A 20,482-nucleotide genomic window follows, 5' to 3' on the forward strand; every position below is an offset into this window, starting at 1 on the left:
GGAAACTCATTTAAAAATAAGATAAATGTTACAAAGTTCGTAGTAACAATAATACCCTCAGAATAACAGATAAATTACTGATACTATAATCACTTATTCTTATTCATGCGTATTGTGGCAAAATCTATAATTATCACATTAAAACAGTCAATAAGGATCATCGAACCATCGTTATTAGCGACTAAAGCTGGTTATTACTCACACAATAAATTTATCGTGTTATCGATAACCTACATTTGATAATAATGTCTATAAATTATTACTATAAGCTTTTTAGCATCCAAACATCACAGCCACCGTGAATGGTACCAACAAGGGGCTTATCTAAATGTTGAAAGCCCATCTTTTCATAGAGTGTAATTGCCGCTGTCATTGAATTTAACGTATCGAGATAACATTGTTCAAAACCGTTTGCTTTTGCAAATGTAAGACATTGCTCTGTAAGACGCTTACCCAAACCAAGGCCTCGAGTTTCAGGAAGTAAAAACAGTTTTCTTAACTCACAAACCTTGTCATCACCATTAAACTTAGCAATGCCAGCACCGCCTACCACTTGATTATCAACACAAGCAACCAAATAAATGCTGCGGTCTTTTGCATGATAATATTGGCTCATATGTGCCACTTCAGCATCTGATGGGCCAAAGCCTTCGCCAATTGCACCAAACTCTTTGCCAACCGATTCAATGATGGCTGCCACTTGTTGATCTTGCTGTGAAATTATTGGTTCAATTACAATTTTCATAAACTTTTTATGTTACTTAACAGGCCGGTATTTAAACTAGATTATCAAATAAATCCGCAATAAAAGACATTACATTTGTTCAGGCGTAAATCTTTGCTCTAATTGCCTCTATATGCTTCTGAAATATATGTGAATTTTCTAATGTTATGGTAGGTTAACAGAGTTTCCCCTCAAATATGGCCGCAGCAACGGCCTTCTATTTCATGATTGAAGCCTATTGTTTATCGTTTATCGTTTATCGTTTATCGTTTATCGTTTATCGTCGAACTGTGCCATTTTTTCATCAGGCTGATATAGGTAATGCAACATGCGAAGTGCAATAAGCATGAGAGAGATTGTTTGTCAGTCTATTAGATAAACCGCTGAAGCTGAGCATGTATCGCCACAGTCAATCGTGTTATTACATAATAATATAGGTGGGTGTTCTATAAGCAGGATAACTGACATGGACTTTCTGATTAATCTATTTCTTGATTAGAAAGAAATACACAACATGAGACAAGTAAATTAAACACGAACTAACAAATATTGCTTAGGCAGCAACGACATGCCTAGATTTCTTTAGGGGATTTAAGCGATTGTGCATAACTTTAATGGTATCAAATTGCTGTAATACTTTAGATTCTGTTAAAGGGCACTCACTTGATAACACCATCACTAACGCTGCCTGCAAGCTGTTTTCAACCACTAGAACTAAAACAGAGGTTCCATTGGCATTTAACGAAAATAACTTACCTACTTCGCAATAAACACATTCTTGACTGATTTCAAAAAACCAAGATTTTGGCATTTGTGGTTTGATCATAAAATGCGCTGCGGTGGCATTCAGCGCTGTTTGTACGACTGCAGCATCGGACATTTTTAACGCTTTAGGCAGACTTTCAAGTAGGTTTATATAGAATTTAGCATGATCCACACTAAATTCTGACGTCATTAATGCATCAGGGATAAGAGATTTGGTTTTATATGGGGTTAAGAACTCCATTTCGGAACCTAATGAAATACTTAATTGCTTAAAAGTTTCATTATATTCCCACTGCCAGTCCTTATTTGGCATTAATAACATTTTTAAATACCTACTTTAACAATACAATCTGATAATAGTTTATATTTCAGACAATATCAAAATATTATTTAAAAACTTTGATATATTTATCATCAAGTTATAACGATCGAAAGATCGTGATTGCGATCGCTATAACTTGATTAGATCTGATTTATTGGATCAAAAGACTAATTTTTAGATCAACTTATATTATTTAGCTTTATAAGCATTAACAATATCGTTTATTAAACCCGGACCTTGATAAATAAAGCCAGTGTATATCTGTACCAATTCTGAACCTACATCAAATTTAGCTAAGGCATCTTCGGCACTATTTATTCCACCGACGCCAATAATCGGGATATCACCGTTCAAATATCCCGCTAATTGTTTGATCACTTGAGTAGAAAGATCCGTCAACGGCTTACCACTTAAGCCACCCGCTTCGTTAGCATTGTCTAAGCCAACAACCGCATCACGGGTTAAAGTGGTATTTGTCGCAATCGCGCCATCAAATTTACTTTTTAATAGCGATTCAGCAATCTTTTCAATTTCTTCAGAGGTTAAATCCGGGGCAATTTTTAGTGCTATTGGTACATACTTATTGTACTTTTTAGCGAGTTCTGTTTGTTTTTCTTTTAATGAAGATAGTAAATCGTCTAATAACTCACCATATTGCAGCGTACGTAGACCTGGAGTATTAGGTGATGAGATATTTACCGCAATATAATCCGAATATTGGTAGACTTTTTCCATGCAGATTAAATAATCATTCTTACCTTCATCTACTGGCGTATCTTTATTTTTACCAATATTTACACCAACAATAATATCGGATTTCTTCGCCATTAAATTTCTGACTAAATTATCTACACCTTTATTGTTAAAACCCATTCTATTAATGATTGCTTTTGCAGGTTTTAAGCGAAATAAACGCGGTTGTTCATTACCCGGTTGTGGACGAGGCGTTACCGTACCGACTTCAATATGACCAAATCCCATCGCATGAAATGCATCAATTGATTCGCCATCTTTATCCAATCCAGCCGCCAAGCCAACTGGATTTTTAAAATTAATGCCCATACAAGTCACAGGCGCTGAGGCAACTTTTTGACTGTAAAATAGGTTTAAAGGGTTGTTTCCAGTATTTTTTAAACTTCCGATAGCGATATTATGCGCGATCTCTGGATCCATCTGAAACATTACTTTTTGTGCAACTTTATAAAAAAACATGCTTTCTCCTAAACCTAAAAAAAGCCCCGGCTATCGCCAGGGCTCGTTCACTTATTATAAATAATTATCTCGGTCCTTCGCAATGAAGGATCAATAAATTAAGTTCTCGCAGTGCCACTGAGAATTTTGCAAAATCATGGCTTTGAGACACCTTAAATTCAGTCAGTAGGTTAAACCAGCGTTCTAACAACTTTTGATTATTATCAATCCACTGGTTAATGATCACATCTGCATCGCAAGAGTCTGTACAGGCTCGAAGGACTGTAGAGCTTAATGAGCGCTGTTGCCAATCTAACTCTTCTCTGAAGGCTGCGCGGGCTAATCCTTGCCAATGATTGGACACTGGTTGAATACTAATCTGTTCTAAGAACCAATGTAATTCAACTTTTGCACCTAATCTGAAATACGTTTCAGCAACCAGTTTTACTGATTTGTCCTCAAGTTGGGCAATTTGAGCAATATCTAATGCTGAGAATAAGGTACTCATTTTAGCGATAACATGCGCTAAAGACTCTGGTACTTGCTGTTCCTGGAGTAATTTAATTTCAGTTGAAATAGCCATAACTTCTGCAGAAATCATATATTGATCAACATTAGCTTTTAATTCATCAAACACAGGTTTGAAGAATGCTACAGTTTGCTCAATATTTTCACCTTTCTTGCGGTGACGAATTAACCAGCGACACGCTCTGCGCATGTTACGACGTAATTGGTGCAACATTTCACTTTGAACGTCAGCAGACACAATTCCATTAAGCTTAGTAATTGACTGTGTTAGTTCAGTTAAGCTAAATATTTCTCGAGCCATAGTGTAGCAAATTGCCGCTTCAGCAACTGAGGCACCGGTCTCATCTTGCATACGCTGTACAAAGTTAAAGCCCATATCATTAACCAATTCATTGGCTAATGAGGTTGCAATAATTTCACCGCGCAAAGGATGCGAAATCATCTTATCTGCATATTTATCTTTCAATTGCTGCGGGAAATAGTTCGTTAGCAATTTACTTAAAAAACTATCTTCAGTGATTTCAGCGGTGACCAATTGCTCTTTTAGGACCATTTTGCCATAAGCAACCAATACTGATAGCTCTGGACGAGTCAGTGCACGGTTATTTACTAAGCGATCGGCTAACTCATCATCTGTTGGTAAAAATTCTAGGGCGCGATCTAATTTGCCATCTTTTTCAAGATATTGAATGTATCGGATATGCTCTTTTAACTGAGCAACACCATGTGCCAGAGTCACAGAAATGGTGCGGGTTTGATCGTTACAGTCTTGCAGAACAATCTCACCGACTTCATCTGTCATTGACTCTAACAGACGGTTACGCTGTTTAACCGTAAGTTCACCGTCTGCAACAATAGTATTAAGTAAGATTTTGATGTTCACTTCGTTGTCTGAACAATCAACCCCACCGACATTGTCAACAAAATCAGTATTGACTCGGCCACCATTGGCTGCAAATTCAATACGACCCAATTGGGTTGCACCTAAGTTGCCACCTTCACCAATGATTTTAGCGTTGAGTTCATTACCGTTGACTCGAATAGCGTCATTAGCACGATCGCCAACTTCAGCATGAGTTTCAGTCGTCGCCTTAACGTAGGTACCAATACCGCCATTCCAAATTAAATCTACACGCATTTTTAGCAAAGCTTGCATGAGTTGATTTGGCGTCATGGTGTTTTCGGTAGTATCCAGCATCAGCTTGATTTCTTTAGTCAATTTTAATGACTTAGCTGAACGTTGGAATACTACCCCGCCTTTTGACATTAGCTTGGTATTGTAATCTTCCCAACTTGAACGCGGTAAATTAAATAAACGCTCACGCTCGATATAACTGGTTTCAACATTAGGATTGGGATCGATGAAGATATGCATATGGTTAAATGCCGCCACTAACTTAGTATGACGGGATAACAACATGCCATTACCAAATACATCACCAGCCATGTCGCCAATTGCCAGACAGGTAAAGTCGGTAGTTTGACAATCGATGCCTTCTTCACGGAAGTGACGTTTGACAGACTCCCAAGCCCCTTTGGCGGTAATGCCCATTTTCTTATGGTCATAACCATTACTGCCGCCAGATGCAAATGCATCACCTAACCAAAAGTTGTATTCAATGGCGATTTCGTTGGCAATATCGGAGAATGTTGCAGTGCCTTTATCGGCTGCAACCACTAAATAGGCATCATCTTCGTCATGACGAACCACATCTTTTGGCGGTACAACATTGCCTTCGATGATATTGTCACTGATGTCCAATAACCCGCGAATGAATAAGCGGTAACACGCTTGCCCTTCGTTAAAGAAGGCTTCACGGCCGCCGTCTGTAGGCAGCTGCTTACACACAAAACCGCCTTTTGCACCAACAGGAACAATCACGGTATTTTTAACTTGTTGCGCTTTGACCAAGCCTAGTACTTCAGTACGGAAATCTTCACGACGATCTGACCAACGTAAGCCACCACGAGCGACTTTACCACCACGCAAATGCACCCCTTCAAACCTTGGTGAATACACAAAGATTTCAAATTTTGGCAATGGACGCGGCATCTCAGGAATATCTTCAGGTAAAAACTTGAATGAGATATAAGGTTTAACATCAACATCGTTAATCGTTTGATAGAAGTTGGTACGCAGCGTTGCGTTAATCAAATCTAAGTAACGGCGAATAATGCGGTCATCATCAAGGCTAGAGACATCTTCTAGGCGTAAATCGATTTGCTCATAAAATTTACTGAGAGTGCGGGTTTTAAGTTTAGGGTTAAACTTACGAATAAACATTTTAACTAATAAATCAGCAATTTGCGGATAACGATTAAAGGTTTCTTCGATATATGATTGGCTAAATGTTGCATCTATTTGACGCATATATTTGGCATAAGCACGTAAAATAGATACTTCACGGCCAGTAAGGCTGGTTGCCAACACCATGCGGTTAAAGCCATCATCTTCAAGTTTCTTTTGCCATACTTGAGATAACGCATTTTGGAATCGATCTTGGCTATCTGCCAAGTTTTCAATTGCTGCGCCCTGCACCATCATTAAGAAATCAAGGATCCAATAGGTGGCACCATCTTCAGTTTTCACTTCATATGGACGCTCATTGATGACCCGTAATCCAAAGTTTTCTAACATTGGCAGTACATCAGACAGATGTATCGGTTCATCTTTATGGAACAACTTTAAACGTACTTTATTATCATTTAAGGCTGTTTCTTGCGGCTGATAAAATAGCATGCCTAGTTTATGCTCGTCATTCAACGCTTCAAGGTGCTGAATATCGACCACGGCTGAACTCGGCAATACATCTTCTTTATAGCTTGGTGAAAACGCATTGAGGTAACGTTTAACTAAGCCAGTACCCGATTGCTCACCTAATGAGTTAGTTAATGAACTCTGTAATTTATCTTCCCAAGAGCGCGCCGCTTCAATTAGGTTTTTCTCAATAGCAGCCACATCGACATCCATATTATTATTATCAACTTTCACGATGTAGTGCGTACGCGCTAAAGTCGATTCTGAGAAATAAGTGGTAAATTCAACATCTTCAGTGCTGTTAAAATGCTGCGCTAAAATACGTTGAGTGTCTTGACGTAATTTAGTGTTGTAGCGATCTTTTGAAACATACACCAAACAGGACAAAAATCGGCCAAAACCGTCTTTACGAACAAATACTTTTAATTTGTCACGGTCTTGCATATGTAATACACCACGAGCAACGCTGGCTAATTCATCTTCTTTAGATTGAATTAACTCATCACGAGGTAAATTCTCAAGGGTATTCATCAACGCTTTGTAGTCATGTGAACGTGGTGCTAGACCTGAGCGCTCCATAATCCGTTCAACTTTTTCAGCTAACAGCGGTATTTCTCTGGGGCTACGGTTATAAAGATTGGACGCGTAAAGTCCTAAAAAGCGATCTTCTCCAATCACGTTACCTTTTTTATCAAAGCGTTTAATACCGATGTAATCCACATAAGCGGGCCTATGAACTCGGCTTTTAGTCGAGCTTTTAGTCAGCACTAACAGACTCTCATCTAGAGCTTCTTTTCTTGCTGATTGAGAAAGCGAAGACAGTAATAAGCCACGCTCGCCGTTTTTATTAACAGAGCGGCTCATTAATCCTAAACTTGAATCTAAATCAGGTACTAACTCAACATCACCTTCAACACGCTTTAACTCATAATAGCGGTAACCTAGTAGGGTGAAGTGATGATTATTTAGGTAGGTTAAAAAGCTAATTGCTTCTTCTTTTTCACATTTCGCGCCTGGAAAAGGCTGCTTAGGTAATAATTTTACTGTTTCTGACAATTTGTCAGACATTTTTTGCCAATCAACGACTGACGACACCACATCAGCAAAAACTGATTCAAGTTCTTTACCAATGGCTTTAATATCGGCTTCACTGCTTTGGCGATCAATTTCAATCAAAAACACCGCAACATTTTCTGTGTTTTCATCAGCATCTTTAATAAAAGACACTTCTTTAACTAATTCTTTTTCACGCACCAACGCCATTGGTGTGTGCAGCATCATATGAGCAGTAATCCCCATACGATTTAACGCCATAGCAACTGAATCAACCAAGAATGGCATATCAGGCTGTATAATTTCGATAATACTATGACTTGACTGCCAGCCATGTTTTGACTGACTTGGATTAAATACCCGAATGTGGGTATTGGTTGCAGCAGATTTGTTTAAGGCATTCCAAAGACTTAATACTGCGCCATACAAATCGCTGTCATTACGAGCGTTTAAGTCGTCTTCTGACATATGGGCGTATATACAATGGGCAAATTGCTCAACTTGTTTTGCTTGAGTATTAGGGATTTTTTTATGAATTAAATTGACTACATTTTCTAGTAGTACTGAAGGCATTGCATCTTTAAAGGCCATGTTGCAGTTTCCTTAAGCGTTTATGGCAGCGCTTTTATCATTATATTGGATGCTTCGGCTTGTTGATCCCGTCTTAAACTGAGATCTGCCGCAAAGTTTATTACTAATTTCATGCTATTTCGAGCTAAATTTTAGTGGTAGATCCTCTAAAACCCTTGTTAATTCAAGAATTATAGTCACTAATTGACCAATCAAGCGTTTAGATAGACTAACTATGCAAAAAAAAAAAGGAGCTAAGCTCCTCTTTAATTTATAAACCCTTTAACTTACTTGGGTTTGCGCCAGAAAACGGCTGATAATGCGGGCAAAATAATTATCGCTCCCAACATATTCACTAAAAACATGAATGTTAATAAAATTCCCATATCCATTTGGAATTTCAGCGCAGAAAAGAACCAAGTACTCACACCGATGGCTAAAGTAAGCCCGGTAAAAATAACCGCACTGCCTCGCTCAATTAACGCTTCAAAATAGGCTTGCTGCACCGCCATGCCATTGTTGAGTTTACCTGCCATAGTCGAGAGAATATAAATACCATAATCAACACCAATACCAACACCTAATGCAATCACCGGTAAAGTGCTCACCGCAAGGCCGATATCAAGCCAAGTCATTAATGCTTGTGCTAATGTCGACACCACATATAACGGCACAATCACTGCTACCGTCGCTTTAAGTGATTTGAAGCTAATTAAACATAGGATAAATACAGCGCCATAAACATAAATCATCATAGGTAGCTGCGCTTCACTAACAGCTTCGTTAGTCGCAGCCATGACACCAACAGGGCCAGAAGCCAGTTTAAATTGTAATGTTTCGGTATTGAGCTTTTCAGCTACATCTTTGACTTTAGCAATCACCACTTCAATGGTTTCAGCCTTATGATCTTTCAAAAATAAGAAAATAGGCATCACCGAACAGTTGCCGTTTAATAAACCTGATGTCGTTGGTACTCGTCCTACCGCTTGCACTAAACTTGCTGTGGTTCTTGGCAATATTTGCCACTTAGGGTTACCTTCGTTAAAGCCGGCATTAACCTGCTTAGCCACTGACGCTAAACTGGCTGTTGATTCAACTCCCGGGGTATTGGCCACCATCCATTCGAATTGATCGATCTCAGCTAATATGGAATGATAGGTACAGGCTTCAGGGGTTGCTTCAACAATCACCGTCATATAATCAGTGGTAATTGAATAATTATCAGTAATATAAAAAGTATCTTGGTTGTATCTTGAATCAAGATGCAATGCCGGCGCACCGCCTTGAAGGTCACCTATTTTCATATTACTGGCTTGTTGCAAGCCAAAAGCATATAACAGTGCAGTACAAATCAGCACAATGACAGCATATTTAGGAGTGGCAAATTTAGATAAGCTACGCCAAATCCCTTCAATTTTATCTTTTTGCGCTTTATTCTCTTGAACCGGTTTGATGTTGGTGTAAGAAATAACCAGTGGCAATAAAATTAAATTGGTCAAAATAATAACAGCAACACCTAATGATGCCGATATCGCTAACTCTCTAATAATACCGATATCGATTGCAAGTAAGGTTAAAAAGCCAACGGTGTCTGATAATAATGCAATACCGCCTGGTACTAATAAACTACGAAACGCGGATGCAGCTGCAGCTTTAGTGGCTTGTCCATCACCAACACGGCGCCTAACCGCATTAATCATTTGTACCCCATGGCTTACGCCAATTGCAAACACCAAAAATGGTACAAGAATTGACATTGGATCTAAACCAAAACCTACTACTGTTAACAACCCAAGTTGCCACACCACCGCAATTAAGCTGCATACTAAAGGCAAAATCGTCAGCATTAATGACTTAGAAAATAAATAAACCATCACAGCTGTGATTGCGATAGCAATCAAGAAAAACAGCAGCACGCCCTTAGCGCCTTCAGCTACATCACCAGCCATTTTAGCAAAACCAATAATATGGATTTTGATGGTATCGGTTTCATATTTAGCGCGTAATTCATTTTCAAGTTGCTGAGCAAATTGAATTGTATTTAACGGCTTAAAAGTAACATCTTTTTCAGCGCCTTCAGAAGCAGCCATTTCTTCGTCAGTTTTTGCCACAAACTCCATTAACTGAGCTGTTAACATTGCCGAGGAATAATCATTGGATACCAAACGGCCAACAATACCGGCTTTTTCAATATTGTCTCTGACAGTATTTAAGCCATAGTCATCATTTCGAAAGTCTGCAGGTATCACAGGGCCGCCAGCAAAACCATCTTCAACAACTTCAGTAAATCGAGTCGAAGGTGAATACAATGACTTAACTTGAGAGCGCTCAACCCCAGGAATGAAAAAGAGTTGATCATGTACATTTTTGAGGGTTTCAAAATACTCTGGGTTAAAAATATTACCACTGGTATCTTCTACTGCAACCATGATCCTATTGGCACCACCAAAATCTTTTTGATGCTTAGTATAGGTTTTCATGTATTCATGATTTAATGGAATATTCTTACTAAAAGCGGCATCCATTTTTAATTGGCTAGCTTGGTAACCTAGAAAGAAGGTAATTAATATAAATGAAAATATTACCCACATCCTGTGTCTAAAGAGGTAACTTTCAAATCCATTGACCAGTTTTTCTAACATCTTATCGGCCCTATTATTGTTGTTTTATTTATAGTTATCATTTTGTGATGTTTACTTAAGTTGAAATAAGCCTTTAGTACCTGCAAACCAAAGTTCGCCTTGGTTGTCACTGGCTACAGCAACAATGTTTTCACCTTGTCTACGAGCAATGACCTTAGCCTCAAGTTCGTTATTAAGTTGGATAATCATGCCAGCATTACCCACTAGGTATAGTGAGCCATCAGGGTTGATAAAGGCGTTATGTATTGTTGACTTGACCGGTAATTCAATTTCACTCCATTGTGAAAATTGTTTATCGGTAACAAAAACATGACCACGAAGCCCCATCAAAAAGATATTGCTATCTGTTTCAATGGCATTAAACATTGAACCGTCATAAACAAAATCTTGTGCACTAAAGGTTTTACCATTATCAATTGATGTGGCCACTAGTCCAAGTTCACCAACCATTAATAAACTATTGTCAGCTAATTGAATAATGCGGTTAAAATGAGGTAATAGTGCGGCACGTTCAGATAAATACAGCGCTTCATCTTCAGCTTTTAAATCCGCTAAATAACCAATATCTTCTTCGAATAATAACTCTTCATGGAATTCTTCTTGCCAGTTTTGACCGCCATCCTCGGTGCGATAAAACAAGCCATATGCCCCAACCGCTATACCGTTTTTATCATCAAAAAATAAGATATCTAATAACGGTTTTTCAATCTCATGAGACTGAAATTGTAAGGCCCAAGTTAAGCCACCGTCTTGGGTATGAATGATGGTTGCGTCATGGCCAACGGCCCAGCCTTGCATATCATCGAGAAAAAATACTTTGGTTAGCTGCGCGATAACAGGTGTACTAACTTGTTGCCATTGTTGTTGTTTGACTAATACATGGCCACGTTCACCCACTGCAACAAGCTTATCGCCAGCTTTAGCAATATCGACAACTAAAGATGATTGAGCGAGGGGTTGGAGTTGAACGCTGAGCGGATCAAATTGAACATTTGCTGATGCAACACCGAAAAAGCAGCTAACACTGATTACGGCAACATTGCGAAGTGTGCGAAACGACATACAAACTTCCTTAAGAATAGCTGGGGCGCATGATGCGCCCCATAAAGGTCTTAGCGAATACCTGCGCGACGAAGCGCATCAGGTGTGAAATTAGCTTCAGAAAGCTTGGCATCAAAATTATACATGCGGCCTTCGTTATCTAATCCCATTGCTAAGTAGCGACGAGATTGTAAATCGTGGAAAATTTCTAACGTACTCCAATGAGTTGGAACTTCATAGTAGTTGATAGAATGTGCAGTACCTACACGATAAAGCTCATCACGGTTATCATACATATCGGTCAACGATACTTGCCATGAATCTTCATCAATATAGAAAACACGCGTTTTATAGATATGACGCATACCGTCTTTAAGAGTTGCTTTTACTTCCCAAACACGGTGTTTTTCCCAACGAGCATACTCAGGATTGATATGACCAGGTTTTAGGATTTGATCATATTCAAGTGCATCAGAATGAAGTTTGTAATCATTGTAAGGGATATAAACTTCTTTCTTACCAACGAGTTCCCAGTTATAACGTACTGGAGAGCCATTGAACATATCAAAATCATCTGTGGTTCTTAGACCATCTGAAACAGTACCCGGCGTATCAAAAGCAACGTTTGGCGCTTTACGAACACGGCGTTGGCCAGTGTTATAAGTCCATGCTTGACGAGGTAATGCTTCTTGATCCATGGTTTCTTTAACTAACAATGCTGTACCAGCAAGACGTGCAGGCTGACGAACAACTTGTTTAAAGAAAAACAAGGTATTCGTTTCAGCGAGTTTATCTAGCGTGATCTCTGGACGGCTATATTCAAAACGGATCTCTTCAGCGGTTTCGATCAAGGTGTAAGAGCCACTTTTTGTTGGTGAAGCTTGGCTACGATAAGTTTCCACATCAACACCGCGATAACGCAAGATATGGTTCCAAATCACCTCTAAACCAGTTGATGGAATAGGAAATGGTACACCAATAGATGCCCCACTCACGCCATTACCATTTGAAACTAATTCAGCGTTTAACGCATTCGCTTTAGTGGCTTCGTAAACATACTGAGGAACAGACGCAGTACGACGAGTCTCATAGACATTCATTTTGTAGGTATCTGGATAAAGCTCAAATAACTTCACCTGACCCGGTGTTAAAAACTCAGCATATTGTGCTTTGTTAGCATTGGTAATAGTAAATAACACTTTATCGTTTGGAAAAGGGTCTGGATGATGCATGCCCTTCTCATACCCAGCTGGTGCTGATGTAATCCCCTTATCCCATGCAGGGATAGAGCCATCAGCATTAGCTGCCATAACTGCCCCTAAAGGGGTTAATTCAGTACCTAATTTTGCAGCTTCGGCTTCTGATACTTTCGCCATCGCTACTGGTGCAGTCAGCGATAACATGACAGCAGCCGATAATATCGTCAGTTTCTTCATTATTATTATCCTTTTAGATCGAATACTTGACGTTGAAAGAGACATAATCTCTATCAGTCATTGCATTAGTTGTGCCTACGCCACCAAAGAAGCTGTTATAGGACACATCTGCCCCCCAGCGACTGCGATAGTCAAAGTTTAGACCAACAGCCACAGACTTACGCCCTTCAGTAAATAAGAACATTGGATCTGGTGTAATACCGTCAACATCGTGAGAGAAAATCACCCGCGGTGACATATTCACACCGGCAAAGACATTGTTAAAGTCAGCCTTAGCAACTAAACGATATCCCCAAGCAAAATCAGTAGGGAACGGATTAGTTTCAGGACCGTCATGTAATGCTTCGATAATCCCTGGCATATCAGGATTGCCACCAGAACGAGCTGTTCCTGGGCCATTTAAACGTAGCTCATCAAATCCTGGCATGTCATGGATCCACACGCCGCCCACTTCAGCAAGCATCACTAAATTATCCGTTCCCCAAGTAGGGCCAAATAAATGGGTTAGCGTAAACTGTGCTTGAGTGGTATCTGACAAGATAAAACCATCAATTGTTTCACCAGCTTCGACACCACTAATTTGGGATACACCATCTAATTCTGGAGCTTTTCCTGCATTAGCAAGTTGTTGCGGCATACCCGCAAATAGCAATTCAACATCATCAATCTGCAGCGGCTCATCAATACGATGGGAGAGTTCACCGGCAACAGAGGTATCGCCCACTAATGTGTTAAAACTTGCGCCATATAATTGAATATCTTCAGGATAAACAATTTGTGCTTTAGTGAATGTTTCCATGCTTAGCATGAGTTCACGATCGATTTCACCGCCACTTGCTAATAACTTACCGAAATCACCCGCAATAGCATCATCAGAGAAATCTGACGCTGTACCACTGATAATTGGGCGACGGCTATGGTAGTTCATGTAATACAAACCAAATTCAGTCTCACCGAAATTAGGCGCGTAATAACCTAGTTTGATACCATATTGGCCGTCATCAGCAGGCTCTGCTTCATCTTGAATCAAGGCTACTTTGGTTGCGTATGGCACCATATAAGCTGCCATAGCTTTAAGCTGATCAGGATCAGTGACCTGAGATGCCGCACCATATAATGCGGCATACTCAGACATTAAGAATTCAAGATTAATATCTGGATTTGAGTTGAAGCCCAATTGTGCATTTTGGCTATAGCCGCCAAAACCAGCAAAATCATTAGTGGCAAAATTTGAACCTGGGGTTGGCACCCAAATTGGCTCCCAATCATATTGGTAATAAGCTTCAATGTTTAAATTTTCACTCAGACCTAATGAAGCCCAAACCATGCCTTGTGGACGGAATGCTTCTTTTAGCTCAGCTCCTGGGGCATTCAAGATGTTTAAATCAACTGCGTTAATCACACCGATGCCATGAGGAATTAAGGTACTTTCACCCCATGAAACAACTTGGTTACCCACACGCACTGATAATGGGTTTTTCCCATCATTTAAATCGAAGTTACCGTAAACAAAGGCATCCAATAAGCGAATATCTTTACATTGCACTTCTGATGCGCGGCTATCTTCACACGGGTCAAACTCTTTGCCGGTTAGCGGGTCATTAAAATCATAATCACCATCGCTTAATTTTGTATCGTAGAAATACATACCACGAACAAACAAGCCAAAGTTTTTATATTCTAGAGACAGTTCATGCAAGCCTTTAAAACGTTCAGAGGTGGTATCACCCTTTGAATAAAGTAGGTTACTCAAATCGTTGTTACTTGAGTAAGAACCCGCTTGATCCCAAATTTGGGCTTTAGAATATATAGGTGTTTGTCCGAAAGGGGCACCAAATGCAGAATAGCCAGACCAATCCATTTGTGGTTGGTTGACTTTACCGATCTGCCCTTCCCAATCTCGCTCTGATACACGCCAGCTAGCTCCGACGGTCCAAGTAGAATCGAAAGTACCTCGAACTTCTCCCCAATCAAATGAAACAGCATTAACGCTACTGCTCATCCCCAAAGTTAATGCCGACACCACCCCCAAAGCGAGTGCCGACTTGTTAAAGCGTCTTTTAACAATATTCATTTTTGCTTCTCTCCGTAACCTGCTGGATTCGTTGTTATAGGATTTGAACCAACATTTTGTTAGCCTGCAGGCAACACCATTGTTACAGCAATTAACATGTTTCGGCAAGTTCAAAAAAAAGAAAATTTATGAATGAATTGGTGCAGTTAGATGATTTTATGGGTGAAAAAAGTCAGACTGATTTGAATTGAATGGCTTAAATATATGAGCCGTGAGTAATCTTTAAATGTAATTGTTAACTTTCAATAAGTTAGAGGTGATAATTCCAGCTAATTTAACACTCTCTAATCAATCGACCGTTTGAAGTAAATACTCTAAATTTTGTTTAGTGAAATGAAATTACCTGAGGTATTGAGGTGTAAAATGAAACTGCCATGGATGCCTGAGGCCGTTACAAATGGTCTGAAATACTTACCATTTATATGTAATACTTTGCCGTTACGGTCTAGAACTTCGACGTTTTTTACCACGCCCTGGTAAAAAGGCAGAAAATCATTAAAGCTTACATATATTGAAAAATAAAATTCCATGATGACTCGGTAAAACCCTATAAAAAAGCCCACAATAATTTACTTAAACCCTTGTGGGCGTTAATTGTTATAAACGATAGTTAAGCTTGCTCTAACGCCTTTTCAACTTTCTCGAATAAATCTTTCGATAAATTCGGTAATGCTTTTAATCGCTGTAACGATGCTTTCATCAGTTGCTGACGGTTTTCGTCAAACTTGCTGAATTGAATAAGCGGAGTGATCATTCTTGCCGCTATTTGTGGGTTTAACTCGTTAAGCTTGATCAACACATCAGTGAGATACTGGTAACCTTTACCTGAAGCATCATGGAATTGATAGGTGTTTGCCGCTACGAAAAATCCAATTAATGAGCGTACGCGATTAGGGTTATTGAAACTAAAACTTTCATGCTCAGTGAGCCCTTTAATAACCTCCAACACATCTGCGGTATTTTGCGAGGCTTGTAAGCTAAACCACTTATCCATCACTAGCGGCGTTTTTAGCCACTTTTGCTCAAAATCTTGCATTAATGACTGCTGACAAGTCAACTGGCCCGAGACTGCCGCTTTTAATGCGCCTAAGCTATCTGTCATATTTGAAGCTTGCTGATATTGGTTAATCACCAAGTCTTCATATTCAGAAGACACTTTAGACAACAAACTTAAGCAAATATTCTTAAATGCACGACTTGCTGCATTATCTTCATTAATCAAGCTACGATAGCGCGTTACCAGCTCGTCTAAACAAGACTCTGCGATTTCATTAACCACAAACTCTCTTGCAGCCGCCAAGGCATCTAAGTTCACTGTCTCTACTTGTTCAATTAATGCTGCAGCACTTGGGAATGCCAAAATCTCAGCCACTAGCGCTTTATCGATGCTTTCATCGAGGATAATTCCTCTAACAGCTTCAATGACTCTGGCATCTAAATGCATCGTTTCTTTCGCTTCAAGACTGGCGACGTTTTGCCACACGGCTTGGCTAAATAACCCAACAGATGCTTCCCAGCGAGCCACTTCGCTTGATGCGTAGCGCGTTAAGTGCACTAACTGATCAACATTAAATTGATAATCAAGTCTTACTGGCGCTGAAAAGTCTTGTAATAATGATGGAATTGGCGCTGACGCAATATTGTCAAACACAAAGGTTTCCTGTGCTTGTTTTACATCTAACACGGTATTAGCAACTGACTGACCTTGAGTATCGAGTAGCTCAATGCTGAACGGGATATGTAATACCTCCCCTGCAACACCGTTAGACATCACAGATTGTGCAACAGTCAGTGAATATTGCTTAGTCGCAGCATTATAGTGATCTGTTACTTTAAGCACCGGAGTGCCTGCTTGCCTATACCAGCGTCTAAATTGAGACAAATCGATTCCGCTTGCTGTTTCCATCGCGTTGACAAAGTCATCGCAGGTTACAGCTTGACCATCATGACGCTCAAAATAACACTTCATTCCTAGCTGGAATTTAGCTTCACCTAAAATGGTGTGCATCATGCGAATGACTTCTGCGCCTTTGTTATAAACGGTCACGGTATAGAAGTTATTCATTTCAATGACAGATTCAGGGCGAATAGGATGTGACATAGGTCCAGCATCTTCGGCAAACTGCTGATTTTTCATGACACGAATAGCTTGAATGCGGTTAACAGCGCGAGAACCTAAATCGGAACTAAATTCTTGATCTCTAAATACCGTGAGCCCTTCTTTAAGGCTTAATTGGAACCAATCACGACAAGTCACTCGGTTACCTGTCCAGTTATGGAAATACTCATGCCCAACAACGGATTCAATGCCATGATAGTCTTCATCTGTCGCGCTAGCGGTGTCAGCTAATACATACTTGGTATTAAATACATTGAGGCCTTTGTTTTCCATTGCGCCCATGTTGAAAAAATCTACCGCGACTATCATGTAGATATCTAAGTCATATTCTAAATCAAAACGCGACTCATCCCACGCCATCGACTTTTGCAATGACACCATGGCGTGATTGGCTTTATGTAAATTACCCTTATCCACAAATACTTGTAGTTTTACTTCTCGGCCACTACGGGTGATAAATTTATCCTCTAATAAATCAAAATCACCTGCAACTAATGCAAATAAGTAACTCGGTTTTGGGAAAGGGTCTTGCCAACGAACAAAGTGGCGACTTTCATCAGCACATGTGCCCTGCTCGACTAAATTACCGTTACTCAATAAAAAAGGAAACGCTGCTTTATCTGCTTCGATTCTGACACTGTAAATAGCTAAAACATCTGGGCGGTCGAGGAAATAAGTAATACGTCTGAAGCCTTCTGCTTCACACTGAGTGCAATAAGCGCCATCAGACATATACAAACCTTCAAGGCTTGAATTCGCTTCAGGGTCTTGTTTAGTAACAACCGTTAATTCAAAGTCTGTTAGCTCTGTGTCAATGATAAGCTGGTTATTTTCTGTTTTATAGTTAGCTTTGTGGCCATTAATTAACACTGACGTTAACTGAATTTGTTCACCAACTAAATGCAGCGCTTCTTTGTGCTCGCCAACTCTTTGGATTTTACTCTTTGCAACGACCTGAGTTTCTGCACCATTTAAATCAAAATCTAGCGCTATATGGCTAATGGTAAATAAAGGTGATTTATAATCTTTAAGATGTTTTGCTTGTGCTTGAGTCATAGGTAATCCTTGAATAACACTGCTCTTGTTAGAGCTAAAATTTACTTAATAAAAAACGCGCTAAAAGCGCGTTTTTTTGGCACGAAATAAAGTTTACTTCACTGCGAGTTTCTTTGCATCAACCATGTCTAAAGTGATTAATGCTGTTTCTTCTAAGAAAGCATCTGGCTCAACTAACTCATCTTCAGCTTCTTCATCACTTGCTTGTGCAACTTCAGTTGCCTCAGTGTTAGTATCTGCACCGTCTTCGATTTCTTCATCGTCATCTAAAGAGGCTAATGGTTCTAAACCATTTTTAACACGGCGTTCATTGGTTCTATCAAGTAAGCGCTTATCATCATCTTCACGGGAAGCGATTCGCTCACTTTCAACTAATGAAATGGTTTTATCATCATGATGCTTCTTAAATTCAGCGATATCTTCAAAGATATAGCCAAATTCAACGTCTGCTTTAATACGTTGCTGATGCCTTTCATCAAGCTTAGTAATTAGCTCTGGCTTGATATTGCCTAAGGTGCCGTATTGCGCGACAGGCACCTTGTCCCATGGCAGTGCATTCTTCTCTTCAGATTCACCATATTCACCCGGCTCTAATGCACTTGGGAACATAATATCTGGCGTCACACCTTTAAGTTGGGTACTGCCACCATTTATGCGATAAAACTTAGCAATGGTGTATTGCACGTGACCAATTGGTTTGTCGTACATGTCATAAATTCTGCCAAGGCTTTTGTGCTGCTGCACTGTACCTTTACCAAAACTAGCTTCACCAACAATTAAGGCTCTATCGTAATCTTGCAATGCCGCAGCAAAAATTTCAGACGCTGATGCACTATAACGATCAACCATGACAGTTAATGGGCCATCATATGCGCTCTTGCCATCATTATCGCGGTTTTGAGTCACACGGCCATTTGCATCGCGAATTTGAACCACTGGGCCCATATCAATAAACAAACCCGTTAATAATGTGGCTTCAGTTAACGCTCCGCCGCCGTTACGACGTAAATCAATGATAACGCCTTCAACGTTTTGTTCTTTTAATTTAGCCAGTTCTTTTTCTACATCAACAGATAAGTTCATGTAAAAGCCTGGGATTTGAATGACACCGACTTTACGGTTGGCGTATTCACCTTCAGTTGGCTCAACGACTTTTGACGTTGCAGCGCGATCTTCTAGTCGAATTTTATCGCGGATAATGGTCACTTCAAATGCTTTTGCATTGGCGCCACCTTTTTTAGGTAAAATTTGTAAGTTAACTTCACTGCCTTTTGGGCCTTTAATTAACTCTACAACATCATCTAAACGCCAACCGATAACATCGACTATCTCACCGTCTTTTTGGCCTACACCAATAATTTTATCTTCAGGTGATAATTTTTCACTGGTAGCAGCGGGGCCACCAGCAACTAAACTTTTAATTACTGTGTAATCATCATCCATTTGTAAAACTGCACCAATACCTTCAAGGCTCAGGTTCATTTCCATTTGGAAACGTTCAGCATTACGGGGAGATAAATAACTCGTATGGGGTTCTACAGTACGCGCAAAGGCATTCATCACACCTTGGAATACATCTTCACTTTGAGTTTGGCTTAAACGTTTAATGGCATTGTTATAACGCTTACCTAATACTTCAGCGGTTTCTTTCCAATCTTTACCGGCAAGTTTTAGGTTAAGTGCGTCATATTTAACTCGCTGACGCCATAACTCATTTAATTCAGCTTCATCTTTTGGCCAAGCAGCTTCTTCACGATCGAATTCGTAAGCGTCACCAGCTTCGGTAAAGTCGAATTCTTTATCAAGTAAAGTAAGTGCATAAGTAAAACGTTCATAACGACGTTTTTGTACTAGGGAGTACATATCAAAGGCAGGTGAGATATTGCCAGATTTGACCATATCGTCAAACGAATGCTGATACTGTTTAAAAGTATCAACATCAGCTTGAGTTAGAACATTGCGACGAAAATCAAGTTGTTGCAAATATCTTTCGTAAATCAACTCAGAAAAAGCATCATCAAGTTCAAAGCGATGATAGTGAGAACGAGTAAATAAATTCGTTACCCTTTTACTCGCAACCTTGTGTTGAGGCTCTTGCTCAAGTTTAGGTAACTCGTTGATTTGAATCGTTGGTGTTATTGCCCAAGCCGAAAAACCGACAAATAAAGTGGCAATCGACGCAGCCAAAGTGAGTTTTCGCATC

Annotated in this window: 11 protein-coding genes; all 11 read right to left on the bottom strand. The window is 39.7% G+C overall.

All coding sequences use genetic code 11. The features are described from left to right. Positions 1 to 262: 262 nt before the first annotated feature. A complete protein-coding gene (locus Q4557_RS00075; RefSeq protein ID WP_303409859.1) occupies positions 263 to 745 on the bottom strand; it encodes a GNAT family N-acetyltransferase in 483 nt (160 codons plus the stop codon). 532 nt (positions 746 to 1,277) lie between these two features. Further along, positions 1,278 to 1,811, bottom strand: coding sequence for a cell division protein ZapC (locus Q4557_RS00080; protein WP_076536309.1), 534 nt, complete (start codon positions 1,809 to 1,811; stop codon positions 1,278 to 1,280). A gap of 189 nt (positions 1,812 to 2,000) precedes the next feature. Beyond that, on the bottom strand, positions 2,001 to 3,023 hold the full coding sequence (gene pyrD, locus Q4557_RS00085; protein WP_303409862.1) for a quinone-dependent dihydroorotate dehydrogenase: 1,023 nt from the start codon (positions 3,021 to 3,023) through the stop codon (positions 2,001 to 2,003). 64 nt (positions 3,024 to 3,087) lie between these two features. Continuing rightward, a complete protein-coding gene (locus Q4557_RS00090) occupies positions 3,088 to 7,932 on the bottom strand; it encodes an NAD-glutamate dehydrogenase (protein WP_102437814.1) in 4,845 nt (1,614 codons plus the stop codon). Between the two features lie 266 nt (positions 7,933 to 8,198). Further along, positions 8,199 to 10,553, bottom strand: coding sequence for an RND family transporter (locus Q4557_RS00095; protein ID WP_102531775.1), 2,355 nt, complete (start codon positions 10,551 to 10,553; stop codon positions 8,199 to 8,201). Between the two features lie 51 nt (positions 10,554 to 10,604). Then, on the bottom strand, positions 10,605 to 11,615 hold the full coding sequence (locus tag Q4557_RS00100) for a YCF48-related protein (protein ID WP_303409869.1): 1,011 nt from the start codon (positions 11,613 to 11,615) through the stop codon (positions 10,605 to 10,607). Positions 11,616 to 11,665: 50 nt separating this feature from the next. Beyond that, a complete protein-coding gene (locus tag Q4557_RS00105) occupies positions 11,666 to 13,030 on the bottom strand; it encodes a DUF1329 domain-containing protein (protein ID WP_102477260.1) in 1,365 nt (454 codons plus the stop codon). A 13-nt stretch (positions 13,031 to 13,043) separates the two neighbouring features. Next, positions 13,044 to 15,104 carry a DUF1302 domain-containing protein gene (locus Q4557_RS00110; protein WP_303409872.1) on the bottom strand — a complete coding sequence of 687 codons (2,061 nt, stop codon included), beginning with the start codon at positions 15,102 to 15,104 and terminating at the stop codon, positions 13,044 to 13,046. A 314-nt stretch (positions 15,105 to 15,418) separates the two neighbouring features. Further along, the gene (locus Q4557_RS00115) at positions 15,419 to 15,634 is read right to left on the bottom strand and encodes a DUF2835 domain-containing protein (protein ID WP_102437823.1); all 216 of its coding nucleotides are present in this window, start codon (positions 15,632 to 15,634) and stop codon (positions 15,419 to 15,421) included. 80 nt (positions 15,635 to 15,714) lie between these two features. Next, positions 15,715 to 18,279, bottom strand: coding sequence for an aminopeptidase N (pepN, locus tag Q4557_RS00120; RefSeq protein ID WP_303409875.1), 2,565 nt, complete (start codon positions 18,277 to 18,279; stop codon positions 15,715 to 15,717). Between the two features lie 93 nt (positions 18,280 to 18,372). Continuing rightward, positions 18,373 to 20,481, bottom strand: a complete 2,109-nt coding sequence (gene prc / locus Q4557_RS00125; protein ID WP_303409877.1) for a carboxy terminal-processing peptidase — start codon at positions 20,479 to 20,481, stop codon at positions 18,373 to 18,375. Between the last annotated feature and the right edge of the window lies 1 nt (position 20,482).

Origin of the sequence: Shewanella sp. 5_MG-2023 (assembly GCF_030547465.1) — a bacterium.
Taxonomy (GTDB): domain Bacteria; phylum Pseudomonadota; class Gammaproteobacteria; order Enterobacterales; family Shewanellaceae; genus Shewanella.